Here is a 17,467-nt window from a genome sequence, read left to right as displayed (position 1 = left end):
AAGAAAATTTATCTGAAAACATGACAAAAGTCATTGAAAAGAATCTTCTGAGCAGGCTTTATAGGCAAAAAACTCCGGCTTCATTTCTAAAAGACAATTATCCCTTTAGAAATGAAGCCGGAGCCCTATTTAGTTTTAACGGATTGTAAAATGATAATTATTCTATTGCTACAGAATCATCGCCACGACCGTCTGCCACTGCGTGAATATTTCCGTTGTCATCAAGAACAATCATTTCTGTTTTACCAATGTATTTTGTCTTTTCAATGATGTAATTCTTACTTTTCAGCTCAGAAATGGTACTTTCGGGGAAATTATTTTCCACGGTGATGGTTTCCGGCAGCCACTGATGGTGGAACTTTGGAGCATTCACTGAAATATTGGCATTCAGTTTAAAATCCACCACATTCACAATAGATTGATACACTGAAGTTGGAATTGTAGTTCCTCCCGGTGTTCCCACAACCATATAAGGTTTTCCGTTTTTAAGAATAATTGTTGGGGTCATAGAAGAAAGCATTCTCTTGTTGGGCTGTATTGAATTGGCTTCACCGCCTACAGCTCCGAACATATTCGGAACACCCGGTTTGATGGAGAAATCATCCATTTCGTTATTTAAAAAGAATCCCGCCCCTGAAACCAGTACTTTACTTCCATAATAACCGTTAAGAGTTGTGGTTACAGAAGCAGCATTTCCATCCTTGTCCAATACGGAAATATGAGTAGTCTGCATAGATTCTTTAGGTTGTTCTATAATTTTACCCACTTCTGAACTTGGAGTTGCTTTATCAAAACTAAAGCTTTTCCATCTGCCTTTCAGGTATTCGTCAGAGATCAGATAAGACGTTTTATCCTGAATAAAATCAGGGTCTCCCATATATTCTGCTCTGTCTGCATAAGCCCGGCGTTCTGCTTCAGTCATAATCTGGACCGCTTTTGTAGAATTTTGCTGGTATTTTTCAAGATTTTCAAAACTTGCCATTCTTAGCATCTGGGCAAGAAGAACCCCGCCACTCGAAGGTAAAGGCATCGTAACGACATTGTTTCCTTTATAATCAAATTCCAGGGCTTTTCTTTCAGCAACCTTGTAATTTTTAAGATCTTCCAGTGTGATAATTCCATTTCCTCTTTTCATTTCGGCAATCAAAAGATCAGCAGTTTTTCCTTCATAAAAGCCTTTAGCTCCCAATTTCTGGATCAGTTTCAATGTTTCAGCTAAGTCTTTTTGAACCAAAAGATCTCCAGCTTTCCATGGAGCATCCTTTACAAAAATGATGGAAGATTTATTGTGTTTCTGGAATTTTTCTCTTTGGTTATTCAGCATTTCTGCTTCCTTATCCGTAATGGCAAATCCTTTTTCCGCCAGATCAATTGCGGGTTGGATAATTTTTTCCATAGGAAGCTTACAGTATTTCAGGGTAGCAAAGAATCCTGCCACACTTCCGGGGATACCTACCGCCAGTCTTCCGTTTTGGGAAAGGTCAGTATCTGCTTTTCCTTTTTTGTCGATGTACATGTCTCTGGAAGCCTTTTTCGGAGCTGTTTCTCTGTAATCCAATGTGAATTTTTCCCCATTACTTTTTACACCCACCAGGAAACCACCACCACCAATGTTTCCTGCCTGAGGATACACGACAGCAAGAGCGTATTGTGTAGCTGTTACAGCATCGTAGGCATTTCCGCCCATCTTTAAGATTTTAGCTCCCGCTTCACTGGCTAATGGGTGTGCAGACACTACAACACCTTTATTTTTTACCTGTACTTCTTTAATAATATTGATATCTGTAAATTGAGCCCAGCTGAGCTGTGCCGCCAAAAGCATCGAAGCAATTAAAATCTTCTTCATATGATTGTTTTTTCTTACAACAAAATTATTGAATTTTAAGTTAATGTCAGCTTTTGATGATTGTATTTGATTATTTCTATTGTTGAGGAGAATTTTGACAGGCTATCAGTACCTTCTCCCTGAGAAATGTTTTTAAATCCACCTTTTTTATTATGGTTGGCATGTTTTTTTTACTTTTGTACAATTCTAAAAAAATCTGAAAATGGAATCCTATACGGAAAGAATACTGATTACAGGTGCCTTGGGACAAATTGGTACCGAACTTACGAACAGACTTGTTGAAATCCACGGAGCGGAAAACGTTGTTGCTTCAGGATTGGACAGATGGCAGGAAGGAATTACTTCTGCCGGACACTATGAAAGAATGGATGTTACCAATACACAATTGGTAAGACAGGTAATTCATGATTATGAAATCACTACAGTGTATCACCTGGCTTCACTTTTATCCGGAACTTCTGAAAAGCAGCCTATTTTTGCGTGGAAACTGAATCTTGAACCATTGCTTCATTTTTGTGAAATGGCGAAAGAAGGGCTTCTTAAAAAGATCTTCTGGCCAAGTTCTATCGCTGTATTTGGAAAAGGAATTCCAAAGCATGAGGTAGGACAGGATGTAGTGTTGAACCCTACAACTGTTTACGGAATCTCTAAAATGGCAGGGGAGAAGTGGTGCGAATACTATTTCGATAAATATGGGGTAGATGTAAGAAGTATCAGATATCCTGGATTGATCTCCTGGAAAACTCCAGCGGGAGGTGGAACTACCGATTATGCCGTTGAGATTTTTTACAAAGCTATTGAAGAAGGAAAATATACAAGTTTCATTTCTGAGAATACCGGAATGCCAATGTTGTATATGGATGATGCGATCAATGCTACTCTGAAATTAATGGATGCTCCAAAAGAAAGTTTAACAGTTCGTTCTTCTTATAATTTGGGCGGAATGTCATTTACTCCAAAAGAACTGGCAGAAGAAATCAAGAAAGAAATTCCGGATTTTGCAATTGATTATAACCCGGATTTCAGACAGGCAATTGCAGATTCTTGGCCTGCTTCTATTGATGATTCAGTCGCTAAAAAAGACTGGGGTCTGACGTATGATTTCGGAATTTCTGAAATGACAAAGGACATGATTAAGAATTTGAAAGTAAAATTAGGAAAGAATTAATTATATAAAGTAATACTTTAATTAGTTTTATTTTTAACATCTGATTTTTAATATTTTATAGAATTTATATAAACTTTAATTTAAATGGTATTATTGACTTTTAACATCACTTGTATTGAGGCTGAAGTAAAAAAAGGCTCTTCTATTACCGATGATGAGAGATTGAAAATCATAGAAAATAATACCAGAGCAATTCTTAGAATTTTAGATATTCATGATATCAAATCAAGTTTTTTTGTAGAGGTTTCTCTCATCGAAAAACTTCAGAATTTAATAAAAGCAATTTCATCCAAAGGGCATGAAATTGCTTTTTATAATAAAGGATCAAATCCGGAAGAAATTGAAAATGCCAAGAAGAATATTCAGGATCTTCTGGAAAAACAGATTAGAGGAATTCGTCAGAAAGATGTAAAAGTTTCACAGGAAATTTTGAAGCTGATGGAATTTAATTATGTTTCCAATATCGATAATGCCAATATTCTTTTTCCTTTCAAAAGACTCAAAAGAGATACGGTAATTACAGAAGAGGACGGATTGAGTATTGTTCCGGAAAGTATCTCTCCTTACAGCCAGCTGCCTTATAATGATTTTGTATTTCAGATTCTGCCAATGAAGTATTATCAGAATATGGTGCTGGAAACTTTGCAGAACGAAGAGTTTGTTTTGATTTATCTCAATACATGGCAGTTTACAGATTTCAAGAAATACCGTTTTGCTATTCCTTTTTACCGAAGCTTATTTTCGGGCAAAAAAATGGAGGACAAATTAGATGCCCTCCTTACTTTTCTCAATGACAGGGAAATGGCTACTTCCCGTATGAAAGATTATATTTTTTAGGGAGTAGGTGTTAGGTGGCAGGGATTAGGGAGAATTCAAGGTTCAAAGTTTAAAGTTTAAAGTTTAAAGTTTAAAGTTTAAAGTTTAAAGTTGTGTAGCCAGCAACTAGTAAACTTGAAACAAAAGAAACCCGCAACTCGTAACCAAACAACGAGCAACTAATAACTCGCATCCCGAAACCCGTACTCTAGCTTAGCTCAAAAAGAGTGATTTCTGGCAATACACCCACTCTTCCCGGATATCCTAATACGCCAAATCCTCTGTTTACGTACAGTAATTTTCCTTCGCTTTCATATAAGTCGGCCCATTTTGGGTATTTGTATTGTACCGGAGACCATTTTACGTTTTTAAGATCCAGTCCAAACTGCATTCCATGGGTATGTCCTGAAAGGGTTAAATGGATGTTTCCAGGGTGTTTTTTTACCACGTAATCAAAATGGGTAGGGTCGTGGCTCATTAATATTTTAGTGGCAGATTCCGGTACGCCTTTTAACGCATCATCTATTCTTCCGAATTGAGGGAATGGTTTCAGTCCCCAGTTCTCAACCCCCAGAATATAGAGTTTATCTCCATTTTTCTCAATGACTCTATGCTCATTTCTCAGCATGTCAAAACCAGCCTGCTTTTCATAGCCAATCAATGTCTCAAGGTTTTCTTTTTTAGCAGCACGGGATTCCCAGGTTACATAATCTCCGTAATCGTGGTTTCCTAAAACGGCAAATTTGCCATCTTTAGCCTGAATTTTTGAAAACAAAGGAATGAATGGCTTGAATTCATCAGCAACATTATTTACCATGTCTCCGGTAAATAATACAAGGTCGGGTTTCTGTTCATTGATCAGGTCGATAGCATGTTGTAATTTGTTTGGATCTGAGAAGCTTCCGCTGTGAACGTCAGAAATTTGGATGATTTTGTAGCCTTTGAAACTTTTGGGGAGATTGGCAAAATTTATTCTTACCCTTCTTACTGTATGCCTGTATTTCCCAAACGTAATTCCGTCAATGAAAAGAGCTGAAAGTACCCCGCTCATTCCCAGTCCTACCAGACTCAGGAACTTCCTTCTTTCCGGGAAGAAATTTTCAGTGGGTTTGGCAAAGCCAATCAGATAGCCTCCGGTTCTGATGATATCATCAATTAATAAAAACAGGACCACGAAAATTTTAGGAAGGATGAAAATTAAAAATAATGAAATCATGATCTGAGTCCTTACCATACTTCGGTCTGATCGTTGGTAATGATTGACTTCATAGGCGAAAATTCCATATACGGCTAACGATATTACCCAATATCCGGTTCTGATCCAGAAATTATCGGTAAGTGTTCTGACAGCCTGATAAATATACACTTCCAAAAAAAGGAAGATTCCGGCGATGATTAAAAGGTTCTTTTGCATGTTCTGATCAAAAAAAGCACAAAGAATAACTTCCCTGTGCTTTATATTTTTTGTTTATTAAATATTTTTAAGGAAATCTGTAAACGATAGCATTGATGTTCATTCCGGCTCCTACCGAAGTCATCACAATGTTACCTTTTTCTTTAAACGATTGACCCTCCATTTTTCCTTTAATTATTATATCATACATGGTAGGAATTGTTGCTACTGAAGTATTTCCAAGATCCTGGATCGTCATAGGAGAGATGGCATGATCGTATTCTTTTACGTCATAAAGCCTGTGAAGTCTTTCAATCATGGCGTAATCCATTTTAGCATTGGCCTGGTGAATTAAGATTTTATCTATATCTTCAATAGAAAGACCTGCATCAGTAATGGTGTCCTTGATAGCATCCGGTACGTTTTTAAGAGCGTATTCGTAAATCTTTCTTCCTAACATTCTTACATAAAGACGCTTTTGATCTGCTTCTTTATTGATAGAAGGTTGATTTTCAAGGTAGTTTAATTCAGGTCCATTATCACAGATCGTGTTGTGGGCAATAATTCCTACATTCTCTTCGTCAGTTGCTTTTACCACTACCGCTCCGGCACCATCGGCAAAAATCATTCTGTTTCTGTCATATGGATCAGTCACTCTGCTTAATGTTTCAGCTCCGATGACAAGAATTGTTTTTGCTACTTTAGCTTTAATTAAATTATCAGATAAAATCATTGCTTCTACCCATCCCGGACATCCGAAAACCATGTCATAGGTTACGCATTTTCTGTTTTTGATCCCCAGTTTATTCTTTACTCTGGCTGCCATTGTTGGCATAAAATCAGCATATCCGTTTTCGGTAACTTCCCCGAAATTGCTTGCATAGATGATATAATCTAATTCTTCGCCGTCTACTTTGGCATCCTCAAGGGCAATTTTTGCAGCTTCATAACCGATTTGAGAGTTGGAAAGATCATCCTCAATGAATCTCCTGTTTTCGATTTCTGTAATTTCTACAAATTTCGCAATGGTCTCTTCCACAGGCTTTTCAATCTTTACTCCGTCTTCAGTATAGAACTCGGAATTCATAAAGTAATCTCTACCAATAACTCTGTTCGGAATATAAGATCCAGAGCCAATAATGATCGTATTAGGCATTCGTTTATATGATTTTTTTAAAGATGCAAAGTTAATAATTAATATTAATAACGGAGAATTAAAAATATTATTAAATTTGCAAAAATTGTACTTTACAATCTATGAAAAACAATTCATCCTTAAAAGGCTTACTTATTGCAGCTGTGGCGTTTATCGTTGCCTTTGGGATCTACTTCCTTTTTTTAGCTAAGAAGAATTATTATGTTGTAGATAATCCTACCCCGAATACGTATTACTTTAAGATCAATAACGGGTCTGAAGGCATTATTTCTGCGGGACAGTTTGTGCATGTGGATTTGAATAAGGGTAAAAACTCTATTCAGGTTTTTGATCAGAACAAAAAAATGCTTTATGATTCTGCATTTGAAGTGAATAAACTTCGGGGTCTGATTAATATCACTCATCAGGATTACTACGTAAATGATCAGTATTACGGATATAATCTTAAAAAAGATTCGTTACTGGCAAACCTTGATAAAACAGTTATTGACGGAAAGGATTATTACGGAGGAGCGAAACGCTTCAATAAGCTTTACACAGAAGATTTTTATTACAATGTAGATGAAGACTATGACAAAGTGATCAAAAATATCCAGAAAGTGGAATCACGATCTAAAATCTTCAGAAAGCAGGATTACCTAAATTATTATAAAGAATATTACAAGTTTTAAGTTTTGACAAAAGATATCACCAAAGTTACTCCCTACAATTCAGAGGCTACAAAAAAAAGCCAGGTAGAGGATATGTTCGACAATATTGCGCCGAAGTATGACCTTCTGAACCGTGTTTTATCCATGAAAATTGATATTTTGTGGAGAAATAAACTGGTAAAATGGATGAAAAATGATAATCCGCAGGAAGTGCTGGATGTGGCTACAGGAACGGGAGATCTGGCAATTACGATTGAAAAAGGAACCGGTTCTAAAGTAGTTGGATTAGATTTATCACAACAAATGCTGAATGTTGGCGTTATTAAAATAAAAAAACTTAAATTAGACGGCAAAATTTCCATGCAAAAAGGAGATGCTGAAAATTTACCTTTCGAGGATAATAGATTTGATGCTGTTTCCGTTGCATTTGGAGTAAGGAATTTTGAAAACCTTACCAAAGGTTTGGCAGAGTTAAGAAGAGTAGTTAAAGATAACAAAAGTGTTTATATACTGGAGTTTTCAAAGGTTGAGGGTTTCATGGGGCCATTTTATATGTTTTACTTTAAAAATATATTACCTGCCATTGGCAGACTGGTTTCTAAGGATAATAGGGCGTATACATACCTTCCGGATTCTGTAAATGCTTTTCCTTTCGGGGAGAAGATGAAGCAAATTCTTTTAGATACGGGATTTAAGAAAGTTGAATATAAAAAATTAAGTTTAGGTATAGCCACAATTTATAAAGCAACAAAGTAACCTATGAATAAATTTCTATTAAAAGCACTGGTTTTAACCTCAGTAAATGTTGCCGTTTTTGCAAACGCGCAATTCAGAACCCGAAACAGAATGGATAAGTTGGAAGATTTCGACGAGCAGAAATTCAGTTGGGGGTTTTATTTGAACGGGAACAGACTGGATTACCGCATTGTTTTGCATCCGAAATATGGGATGAATGATAATGAAAACCTTGTTACCTCCAAGGAAAGTTATAGTTTCGGTGCCGGGCTTATTGCAAAATGGAGACTGAATGACTATCTTGATGTAAGAATAGAACCAGGTTTACAGTTTGCACAAAGACAGTTGACTTTTAATACTCAATCCAATGACATTTATGCAGGTGGATCTTTAACGAATCCTCCTTTTATGCCATTCCCTTTACAGGAAAAGGATAAAGTAAGAGAAATTAAATCTACATTGATCGATATTCCGGTACTTTTGGAACTTCACGGACAAAGATGGTACAATTCAAGACCTTATGTGGCAGCAGGGGTGAATTATGTGGTGAACCTTCAGTCTAACGCAACTTCTACAGATGATAACATGCAGGGGATTTACAGATCTACCACTCACAACTTCGCATGGTCTGCAGAAATGGGAATTCAGTTTTATTTCAACAAATTTAAACTGACTCCTGCCGTAAGAGGAACATTCTTCATGAACAATGAGAAGGTGGCAGATAACGCTACTACACCTCCTTACTGGTCATCTGCTATTTCTACATTGCAGACAAGAGCGGTAATGTTCGTTCTGAAATTTGAATAAAAAAATATTTCATTGAAAAATACACAGGAGGTGCGCTGGCGCCTCCTTTTTTGTTTGTATTTCAAAATATAGAGCGTTTTATTTTTGTTAGTGCTATTATTTTTTTATTTTTGCTTTTAGTTAGAATATACAAACCTGAAATGCTTCAAGATTTAGAAAACAATTTTTCAGAATTAGAGAGAAAGATTTCGACTCTGCAAAAGAACTATAAAAATCTTACGGAAAATTTAAGAGAATTAAATATTGAGCATGAAGACTTGAAGAAGAAGTATGATGAGGAAAGAAGAAAGAATCAGGTATTAGCAGAAGAACAAAAAAATATAAAACTTTATTCAGCAATATCAGGAAATCCTGAACACAATAGATTAATGAAGAACCATATCAACAGATTGGTGAAAGAAATTGATTTCTGTATTGCTCAGCTTCAAAACAGTGGATTATAATGGAGGTAAGGAGAATAACCGTCAACATTGCAGGAAGAGTGTATCCGCTGAACGTACCGGCAGCAGAGGAAGAAACTTTGCGTAAAGTAGGGAAGCAGATCGAGAATATGATTAAAGATTTTGAACAAAACTTCGATGTAAGAGATAAACAGGATGCTTTGGCTATGTGTGCCCTTAAACTGGGAACCAATGCAGAAGTAGTTTCTCTTAACTACGAGAAAAATATTAATTCAACCAACGAGAGGTTAACGCAGATTAATCAGTCGTTGAATGAAATCGGGAAATAGATTTTTTTTCCTGAAAAATTACTGCCTACAATAATTCTAACACATTAAAGGTAAACTCAACGCTAAACAATTACCGAACAAATGTCCATCGAATGGCGTGCCGGACTTCCGGATTACAGACAGTGGAAATCAGTTCAAATCGTGTTGATTAGGAGTTTACTCTCAATCTCTGGATTATTGTAGGCTTTTTTTATGTAAAGAATATGAATACAATTAAAACTCAATATATATTATGATAGAAGTTATAGTCGGTGTTGTTTGTTTGGTAATCGGAGCCGTGGTGGGAATGTTTTTTTCCAGAAGTTCTCTGAATACTAAAGCAAAATTCATCATAGATGATGCCAAGAAAAATGCCGAAAACCTTATAGAAAAAGCTAACGTACAGGCTGAATCCATAAAGAAAGAAAAGAACCTTCAGGCTAAAGAAAAGTTCCTGGAACTGAAATCACAGCATGATGCAGATATTCAGTCCCGTGAAAAGAAAATGCAGGAAGTTGAAAAGAGAACGAAAGACAAAGAGCATAAGCTGAATGATGAACTTAGCAAGACTGGAAAGCTTGAAAAAGATCTAGACAAGCAGATTGCAGATTACGCTAAGAAGAATGAAATTCTGGAAAGAAAACAGCAGGAGCTAGATACAGCTACTGCTAAGAAAGTAGAAATACTTGAAAAAATATCGAATTATACAGCAGATGAAGCGAAAGCAGAATTGGTAGAAACCATGAGAGCTGAAGCTAAAACAAGAGCTCAGGCGCACGTTCAGAGCATCATGGAAGAAGCTCAGATGAATGCTAAAAATGAAGCGAGAAAAATTGTTATCCAAACAATTCAGAGAATCGGAACTGAGCAGGCTATCGAAAATTCAGTATCCGTTTTCAATATCGAATCTGATGAGGTAAAAGGTAGAATTATCGGTAGAGAAGGTAGAAATATCCGTGCTTTAGAAGCGGTAACAGGAGTAGAAATTATTGTTGATGATACTCCGGAAGCCATTCTTCTTTCATGCTTTGACCCTGTAAGAAGAGAGATTGCAAGACTATCCCTTCACAGATTGGTAACCGATGGTAGAATTCACCCGGCAAGAATTGAAGAAGTAGTAGAAAAAACAAGAAAACAGATCGAAGAGGAAATCATTGAAGTAGGTAAGAGAACCATCATTGATTTAGGAATCCACGGATTACACCCAGAATTGATCAAAATTGTAGGAAGAATGAAGTACCGTTCTTCTTATGGGCAAAACTTACTACAGCACTCAAGAGAAGTAGCAAATATTGCTGCGACAATGGCTGCTGAGTTAGGATTAAACGTAAAATTAGCAAAAAGAGCAGGTCTTTTACATGATATCGGTAAAGTTCCTGAGCAGGAATCAGAATTGCCACACGCCCTTTTAGGTATGCAGTGGGCAGAGAAATACGGTGAAAACCCAGAAGTAGTAAATGCAATTGGAGCTCACCACGACGAAATTGAAATGAAGTCATTATTATCTCCGATCATTCAGGTAGCCGATGCAATCTCAGGCGCAAGACCGGGAGCAAGAAGACAGGTATTGGAATCTTACATCCAGCGATTGAAAGATCTTGAATCTGCAGCGTTAAGCTTTGATGGTGTATCCAGTGCTTATGCAATTCAGGCGGGTAGAGAGCTAAGAGTAATGGTAGAGAGTGGAAAAGTAAATGATGAAGTAGCTTCTCAGCTTTCTTACGACATCTCTGAGAAAATCCAGAACGAGCTTACTTATCCGGGACAGGTAAAAGTAACAGTAATCAGAGAAACGAGAGCTGTGAATATTGCCAGATAATAATCGTAAAAAGATATTTAATAAAAACCTTTCAAGAAATTGAAAGGTTTTTTATTTTTATCAAAACTTAAAAATGCAAGAACTGTCTCTGTCTTCAAAACTGAAGTACATTTTCTCTATTCCCGTTATTATTTCTGCCTTAGGCTATTTTGTAGATATTTATGACCTCCTTCTATTTGGGATTGTAAGAATTCCCAGTTTAAAGGCATTGGGACTTAATCCTGATGCAGACGGAACCTTTATTCTGAACTGTCAGATGGTAGGCCTTCTCATCGGAGGCGTGTTCTGGGGGATTTTCGGAGATAAAAAAGGGAGACTTTCTGTGCTGTTTGGATCTATTTTGGTTTATTCATTAGCTAATATTGCTTGTGGTTTTCTTCCATATTTTCCGAAAGAGCATTTAGTGTATCAATATGCCGGTTTAAGGTTCATAGCGGGTATTGGGCTTGCCGGAGAGCTCGGAGCGGGAATTACACTGGTTTCTGAGAGTCTGCCGAAGAATTTAAGGGCAATCGGAACCTCGGTGGTAGCTGGTTTCGGATTAATGGGGGCTGTAGTGGCTCAGCTTACCGTAGAACTGGCCGGAGGCTGGAACATTTCGTACATCATCGGTGGGATCATGGGAATTATGTTATTGATACTAAGAATAAGCGTATCAGAATCCGGAATTTATAAGAATATAGAGCATAAAGATGTTTCAAAAGGAGATTTTTTATCTTTTTTTACCAATAAAGACCGATTGATCAGATATCTAAAATGCATCGCAGTAGGATTACCCACATGGTATTGCATTGGGATTCTGGCCGTTTTAGCCAATCAATTTGCTCCTGAATTAGGTATTACAGAGATCAACCCCGGAAAAGCAATTATGTGGGCCTATGTAGGTATTTCTGTAGGTGATTTACTGAGTGGTTTTATTTCCCATGCTTTAAAATCACGTAAAATGGCCATCTTTTATATGCTGATCTTCACTTTGATTGGAGTAGCTATTATGTTATTTGGAAACACAAATACAGAAACAAAATACTATTTGTTCTGTGTATGGCTTGGCTTTGGAACAGGTTATTGGGCGATGTTTGTGACACTGGCAGCCGAACAGTTCGGAACCAACATCAGAAATACTGCAACCACAACAGTTCCGAATATGGTAAGAGGACTGGTGCCTGTAATGATATTTGCTTTTGATACTCTTAAAGGTCATTTCCCGGTTGTGGAAAGTGCTGCGATAGTAGGACTCGTAGTATTTGGGCTTGCTTTTTATTCTTCACTTACAATATCTGAAACCCATGACAGAGACCTTGAATTTACAGAATAATTTAAACTGTTTAAAAAAAATACATAGAGGATTCCTTATTTTGAATATAATAATGAAGTTATAATCAATAAATTATTAACTTTTGTATTGTTTTTTGTTGCGAGTATTTAATATTTGTTTAACTTTGGAAGGTAACTAAAACTAAATTATTTAATTAAAACTAAATCTCACGAACATTATGAAAAACGCTAAAAAACTGAGAAAACAAGACTTGAAAAATATTACAGGAGGAATAAGCGGTAATCCGGATTTATCTCTTTGTGGATGCAGCTGCTCAGGATCTGTAACAGGACCTTGGTATTGTGTACAGTATATCGGTTGCCCGCAGGTATATACTTGTGGTGAAGCCGCAATCTAAAGAAAATTATTTCAATTAGAAATAAACATTTCCACATTTAATATGCAGCACCCTTTTGATATCAAAAGGGTGCTGCTCTTTTTAATGAATAATGTAAAGAAGGCTGCCAACACTTATGGTTATCCACAGGATAACTGCCATAGCTAAAGGTTTTAATCCGATTGATTTCAGTGTTTGAATAGAAAGGGTGGAACCAATGAAAAATAAAGTCAGATTCAGCCCGGATTTTGCCAAAACAGTGATGGAAGCACTGAAACGATCCAGAAAAGGAAAATAGGTATTCAACAGAATCGCCACAATAAAATACCCGATAAACCAGGGAATCTTTATTTTTGAATCTTTGCTTTTAAAAATAAACATGGTGATCAATGAAACAGGAATGATCCATAAAGCACGCGCCAGTTTTACAGTAGTTGCTATTTTCAATGCTTCATCCCCATATTTACTGGCAGAACCTACTACGGAGCTTGTATCGTGAATTCCTACGGCACACCAAAGTCCAAACTGTTCTTGTGACAGATTCAGAAAATGTCCTATGGCGGGATAGACAAACAATGCAATAGAGTTTAACGTGAAAACAATAGCTAACGCAAGGGAAATCTGTTTCGTACTGGGTTTAATAATAGGGGATACGGCTGCAATGGCACTCCCTCCACAAATAGCTGTTCCTGCAGAGAGCAAATAAGCTAAAGGCCTTTCCAGTTTAAATACTTTTCCCAGAAAATATCCCAAAACCATTACTGTAACAATACTTACAACCGTTAAGAGTAAACCTGTTTTTCCGGCGTGAAGAGCTTCGTTCAGCTTCAGCCCGAATCCTAAACCTACAATTGATATCTGTAATAGCAAATGAATATAATGATGAAGATGTTTTTCAAAAGGATTTCCGATAAAAACAGCCAGCCCAAATCCCAATACAAGAGCTATAGGAGAAGAGATAAGCGGAGTAAGACATACTACTGCTAAAACAATAAAAAATACTTTCCGTGTCATTTCATTTTGAATGAAATCTTTCATAATGCGAACTTTTAAAATCTGCATCAAAATTCCGGAATTTAGTATTACAAAGTAAATCGTATTTTGTTATAACGAATAACCAAAAGTTATAAAGTATAAAGTAAAAAGTATAAAGTAAAAAGTAAAAAGTAAAAAGTAAAAAGTAAAAAGTAAAAAGTAAAAAGTATTTCGGATAAGCACCTATAGTAGCTGGCAAATTATTAATACTTTTTACATGAATACTTTGTACATTATACAAATGATTTACTCTGCAAATCTCAGGAAAAGGCTGATCAGTTCAGATTGCTCGCCTTTAGGAAGGATAAAATGAAAATCCCTTTCAATACTGAAATTTTTAATATCAATAACCGTCAGAATATTATTTTTCAGCTCATTCAGTATGGTGCTGATAGAAAGAAATGCCATGCATTCAGAATGGAGAAGATAATTTTTAATGCTTTCACTGCTTCCAAGTTGCATAACGGTATTCAGTTCATGGATATTGATTTCCTTTTCTTTGAGTCTGTTGTGTATAAACTCAAGAGTACCTGAACCTTGTTCCCTGAAAATCAGATCAAGCTGATAGAGATCTTTTAAATTTAGGGTTTTATGGGCTAGAGCGTGGTCGGATTTTGCTGCCAAAACAATTTCATCAGGCTTAAAAGTCCTGTATTCAAAGTAAGAAGACTGAGATTCGCCTTCAATAATACCCAGATCAATTTTTTCTTCTTTTAAAAGTGTTGAGATTGTTTCTGTATTTCCCGTAAGAAGCTCAATCTTGATATCTTTATAATAAGAATTGAATTTGGCTAAAATTTCAGGTAAAATGTACTGTGCAACGGTTGTACTGGCTCCAATAATCAGTTTTCCTTTATGCTGCTGATTGATTTGGCTGATCTCAAACTCCATATCACGGTAGATATTTCTGATCTTCTCTGCATGTTCAAACAGGATTTTCCCGCTTTGAGTCAGCTGAATAGAAGTTCCTTTTCGGTCAAATAACTTAGCACCTATCTGAGTTTCAATCTCTTTAATATGTTTGGTAACAGCGGGCTGGGAAATATGAAGCTCTTCTGAAGCTTTCGTGAAACTTAATCGGGAAGCTACCGTATGGAAAACTTTTAATCTGTAATCGAACATGGGGTAAAATTACGAATTATAGTTGGAAACGGCGAAGGAGATGTTAGTGAGTTTGAGAGTGGGAGGGCTTGAGTATAGCTGGGGTTGTGTTTTGAGATACGGGATTCGGGGTTTAAATTTGTAGGTAACCAAGTAACTATCAACAAAAACAACTAGAAACTAGAAACAAGCAACCAAAACAACCAGCAAACCAAAACCAACTTATAAAAAATCCGAAACAGACTTATCCTGCTGACTTTCAAATCGTCTGTTTTTTGCTTCTCCGATTTTCTGTTTCGTATAAATACTGTTGTGACCGGAAAGGAGATAAGAAACAACACAGGCAATAGCTACATAGACACCACATTCAGCTCCGAATAATTCAATTCCCATCAGCATACACGCTAAAGGAGTATTGGTAGCTCCGGCAAATACCGCTACAAAACCCATTCCTGCCAATAATCCGAACGGAAGCGGAATAAAAAGAGATAAAGCACTCCCTAAAGTAGCGCCAATAAAGAACAAGGGAGTCACTTCTCCACCTTTAAATCCGGCGGATAATGTCACAATGGTAAGAATCATTTTTAAAGCGAAATCATACAAAGGAAGCTGTTTTTCAAAAGACTCTACAATCACAGGAACTCCCAGCCCTATATAACGGGTTGTGCCCATCGCAAAAACAGCAAGCGCAATAATAATTCCTCCCACAACAGGGCGAAACGGAGGATATTTGATTTTTGATTTGAAAACGGAGCTCATCCAGTGGATCATTTTGCTGAAAGCTGCGGCACATATTCCGAAAGCTATTCCGGCCAGAATACTGTAGAGAACTGGCAAAAACTCAAGCTTTGGAATAAAATCAATATGATAATGGGTATGCTTTACATTCCAGAGATTGGTAGCCCAGTCGGCCAGAATTGCAGAAACGAAGGCAGGAAAGATGGCATTGTAACGAATTCTTCCGATCAGAAAAACCTCAAGTCCAAAAACGGCACCTGCCAGTGGAGTTCCAAATACAGAGCCAAATCCGGCCGCAATAGCTGCAATAATTAATATTTTTCTTTCATTTCTGTCCAACTTAAAAGGTCTGGTAAGCTGATCCGCGATAGCCCCTGCCATTTGAAGTGCCGTACCTTCACGGCCTGCAGAGCCTCCGAAGAAATGGGTGACAATGGTTCCGAGATAAACAAAAGGCGCCATCTTAAACGGAATAATTCCCTTTGGTTCATGGATGGTATCAATGAGCAGATTGTTTCCAGCCTCAACATCTTTCCCGAAATAATAATAGAGAAGCCCAATCAGGAATCCCGCTGCTGGCAGCAAAGCAATCAGCCACAGGTGATTTTCCCTGAAGTTCGTTGCCCATTCTAAGGATTGAAGAAACCCTGCAGAAGCTGTTCCCACTAAAGCTCCAATAATTGTACTGATGCACAGCCATTTTAAAATATAGGGCAGAGCCGGAAACTTTCTGAAGAAAAAATGAGTGTGAAAAATTGCTTTTTTACCTAATGTTCTTTGTTTTTTTGACATGATAATCCTGATTAGTTATTTGTTAATAATCTTTTAATCAGGCGTCATCAGCTTTTGTAAAGCGGTTGGGTAAGGAAGAACACCATTTCCTTTTGTTCATGCAAATATATGAATAAAGATAAAAGATAAAAGATAAAAGATAAAAGATAAAAGATAAAAGATAAAAGATAAAAGATATTGTCGCTAAACAACTTCTATGTTTTTAATAATGTATGGCCTTATCAATCTCAAGCGGATTGTTGTATTTTCTTATCACCTCCTGCATGCTTTTGGTCTGAGTGTTCAGCTCATCTACGTTGTGGATCTCTTTTCCGTTAATATTTATTTTCAGGTCGTTGTTGGATTTGCTGAAATTGTTTCTTTCAAAAGCAAAAGGATCATTGTAAAATTCCATGGAAAGCTTATGTTTCTGCTTTTCATTGATGGAAATAGCTTTATTTCCGAAATTGGATTCAAGAAAACTATCGGTAGCATATGTCTCTGCCAGTTCCTGACTTTTGATAAGATGATAAATGAAATTTTTCTTTGTATCGTAGATTTCAAATACCAAACCTGGAAGCCCTGAAAATTTAAAAGGACCTTCATTAAATGGGATCTCTTTATTGAACCAGGCAATCCAGCTTCTTCCACCAAACTTAGCCGTTGCTTTCTGTAATGTATATTGCTGAACCTGTTTGGATTCGCTGGAAATATTCCACTTTATTTTATCATTGGTTTTAAAAGAATAATATCCAAATTTTATATTGATAAAGTTTTCATTTTCAGTAGTGTTTATCTTTCTTTTTACTACCTGTCCGGTCATGTCAACGTGTTTATTGTCCATGTTTCCGAATTTTTTATTCAAAGAATCTGCGATAAGAAGATTTCTTCCGTAAAATTTTACCTCTTTCGGATTAATATCTAAAATCATGTTGAATTTCTGATATTCAGATTCTGTAGAATCCATTTTTAATTGAAGCTCATAAATAAACCGATGCGTTTGTGAGTTCAAAGAAATAATAATCAGTAAGCAAAAGAGGTGTAAAATTTTTTTCATGATTAAATATCTTT

17 protein-coding genes and 1 riboswitch are annotated in these 17,467 nt (G+C 36.6%); of the genes, 10 read left to right on the top strand and 7 right to left on the bottom strand.

Annotated elements, in window-relative coordinates:
- Window positions 1–157: 157 nt before the first annotated feature.
- Window positions 158–1,846, bottom strand: a complete 1,689-nt coding sequence (gene ggt, locus ODR02_RS01775; protein ID WP_309511438.1) for a gamma-glutamyltransferase — start codon at window positions 1,844–1,846, stop codon at window positions 158–160.
- Between the two features lie 202 nt (window positions 1,847–2,048).
- Between ggt and ODR02_RS01770 the strand changes: the two genes are divergently transcribed.
- A complete protein-coding gene (locus tag ODR02_RS01770; RefSeq protein WP_209785230.1) occupies window positions 2,049–3,014 on the top strand; it encodes an NAD-dependent epimerase/dehydratase family protein in 966 nt (321 codons plus the stop codon).
- A gap of 84 nt (window positions 3,015–3,098) precedes the next feature.
- On the top strand, window positions 3,099–3,851 hold the full coding sequence (locus ODR02_RS01765) for a polysaccharide deacetylase family protein (RefSeq protein ID WP_209785229.1): 753 nt from the start codon (window positions 3,099–3,101) through the stop codon (window positions 3,849–3,851).
- 187 nt (window positions 3,852–4,038) lie between these two features.
- Here ODR02_RS01765 and ODR02_RS01760 read toward each other — a convergent pair whose 3' ends face one another.
- Together ODR02_RS01760 and ODR02_RS01755 are read right to left on the bottom strand one after the other, a co-directional pair.
- On the bottom strand, window positions 4,039–5,244 hold the full coding sequence (locus ODR02_RS01760; protein ID WP_309511437.1) for a metallophosphoesterase: 1,206 nt from the start codon (window positions 5,242–5,244) through the stop codon (window positions 4,039–4,041).
- Between the two features lie 67 nt (window positions 5,245–5,311).
- On the bottom strand, window positions 5,312–6,379 hold the full coding sequence (locus ODR02_RS01755) for a 3-oxoacyl-ACP synthase III family protein (protein WP_105683632.1): 1,068 nt from the start codon (window positions 6,377–6,379) through the stop codon (window positions 5,312–5,314).
- Window positions 6,380–6,480: 101 nt separating this feature from the next.
- On the opposite strand from ODR02_RS01755, the gene ODR02_RS01750 reads away from it, so the two are divergent.
- From ODR02_RS01750 to ODR02_RS01715, 8 genes are all read left to right on the top strand, one after another.
- Window positions 6,481–7,050: a hypothetical protein gene (locus ODR02_RS01750; RefSeq protein WP_309511436.1), complete on the top strand. Its 570-nt coding sequence runs from the start codon at window positions 6,481–6,483 to the stop codon at window positions 7,048–7,050.
- A gap of 3 nt (window positions 7,051–7,053) precedes the next feature.
- Entirely contained in the window at window positions 7,054–7,785 is a 732-nt protein-coding gene (gene ubiE / locus ODR02_RS01745) for a bifunctional demethylmenaquinone methyltransferase/2-methoxy-6-polyprenyl-1,4-benzoquinol methylase UbiE (protein WP_034695974.1), read from the top strand.
- Window positions 7,786–7,788: 3 nt separating this feature from the next.
- A complete protein-coding gene (gene porT, locus ODR02_RS01740) occupies window positions 7,789–8,571 on the top strand; it encodes a type IX secretion/gliding motility protein PorT/SprT (RefSeq protein WP_105683631.1) in 783 nt (260 codons plus the stop codon).
- A 140-nt stretch (window positions 8,572–8,711) separates the two neighbouring features.
- Window positions 8,712–9,014 (top strand): hypothetical protein, encoded by a 303-nt coding sequence (locus tag ODR02_RS01735; RefSeq protein ID WP_105683630.1) that lies wholly within the window; start codon window positions 8,712–8,714, stop codon window positions 9,012–9,014.
- Window positions 9,014–9,301, top strand: coding sequence for a cell division protein ZapA (locus ODR02_RS01730; protein ID WP_034695967.1), 288 nt, complete (start codon window positions 9,014–9,016; stop codon window positions 9,299–9,301). Before ODR02_RS01735 ends, ODR02_RS01730 begins: the two co-directional genes overlap by 1 nt.
- Before the next feature lie 232 nt (window positions 9,302–9,533).
- A complete protein-coding gene (rny, locus tag ODR02_RS01725; RefSeq protein ID WP_209785225.1) occupies window positions 9,534–11,099 on the top strand; it encodes a ribonuclease Y in 1,566 nt (521 codons plus the stop codon).
- 73 nt (window positions 11,100–11,172) lie between these two features.
- A complete protein-coding gene (locus ODR02_RS01720) occupies window positions 11,173–12,414 on the top strand; it encodes an MFS transporter (RefSeq protein ID WP_309511435.1) in 1,242 nt (413 codons plus the stop codon).
- Window positions 12,415–12,592: 178 nt separating this feature from the next.
- Window positions 12,593–12,772, top strand: a complete 180-nt coding sequence (locus tag ODR02_RS01715; protein WP_034695964.1) for a hypothetical protein — start codon at window positions 12,593–12,595, stop codon at window positions 12,770–12,772.
- An 81-nt stretch (window positions 12,773–12,853) separates the two neighbouring features.
- Here the strand turns inward: ODR02_RS01715 and ODR02_RS01710 are convergent, their stop codons facing one another.
- The 4 genes from ODR02_RS01710 to ODR02_RS01695 all read right to left on the bottom strand — a co-directional run bounded on the left by ODR02_RS01710 (window position 12,854) and on the right by ODR02_RS01695 (window position 17,453).
- Window positions 12,854–13,789 (bottom strand): YeiH family protein, encoded by a 936-nt coding sequence (locus tag ODR02_RS01710; RefSeq protein WP_309511434.1) that lies wholly within the window; start codon window positions 13,787–13,789, stop codon window positions 12,854–12,856.
- Between the two features lie 243 nt (window positions 13,790–14,032).
- The gene (locus ODR02_RS01705; RefSeq protein ID WP_209785221.1) at window positions 14,033–14,908 is read right to left on the bottom strand and encodes a LysR substrate-binding domain-containing protein; all 876 of its coding nucleotides are present in this window, start codon (window positions 14,906–14,908) and stop codon (window positions 14,033–14,035) included.
- A 201-nt stretch (window positions 14,909–15,109) separates the two neighbouring features.
- A complete protein-coding gene (locus tag ODR02_RS01700) occupies window positions 15,110–16,417 on the bottom strand; it encodes a voltage-gated chloride channel family protein (RefSeq protein ID WP_309511433.1) in 1,308 nt (435 codons plus the stop codon).
- A 31-nt stretch (window positions 16,418–16,448) separates the two neighbouring features.
- Window positions 16,449–16,516: riboswitch (Fluoride riboswitch) on the bottom strand.
- A gap of 103 nt (window positions 16,517–16,619) precedes the next feature.
- A complete protein-coding gene (locus tag ODR02_RS01695) occupies window positions 16,620–17,453 on the bottom strand; it encodes a GLPGLI family protein (RefSeq protein WP_309511432.1) in 834 nt (277 codons plus the stop codon).
- Window positions 17,454–17,467 lie beyond the last annotated feature (14 nt).

The sequence above is a fragment of the Chryseobacterium sp. CFS2 genome (assembly GCF_036543225.1).
GTDB lineage: Bacteria > Bacteroidota > Bacteroidia > Flavobacteriales > Weeksellaceae > Chryseobacterium > Chryseobacterium culicis_A.
Note: the sequence above shows the minus strand (reverse complement) of the source record. Positions and strands in the feature narration are given on the sequence as shown.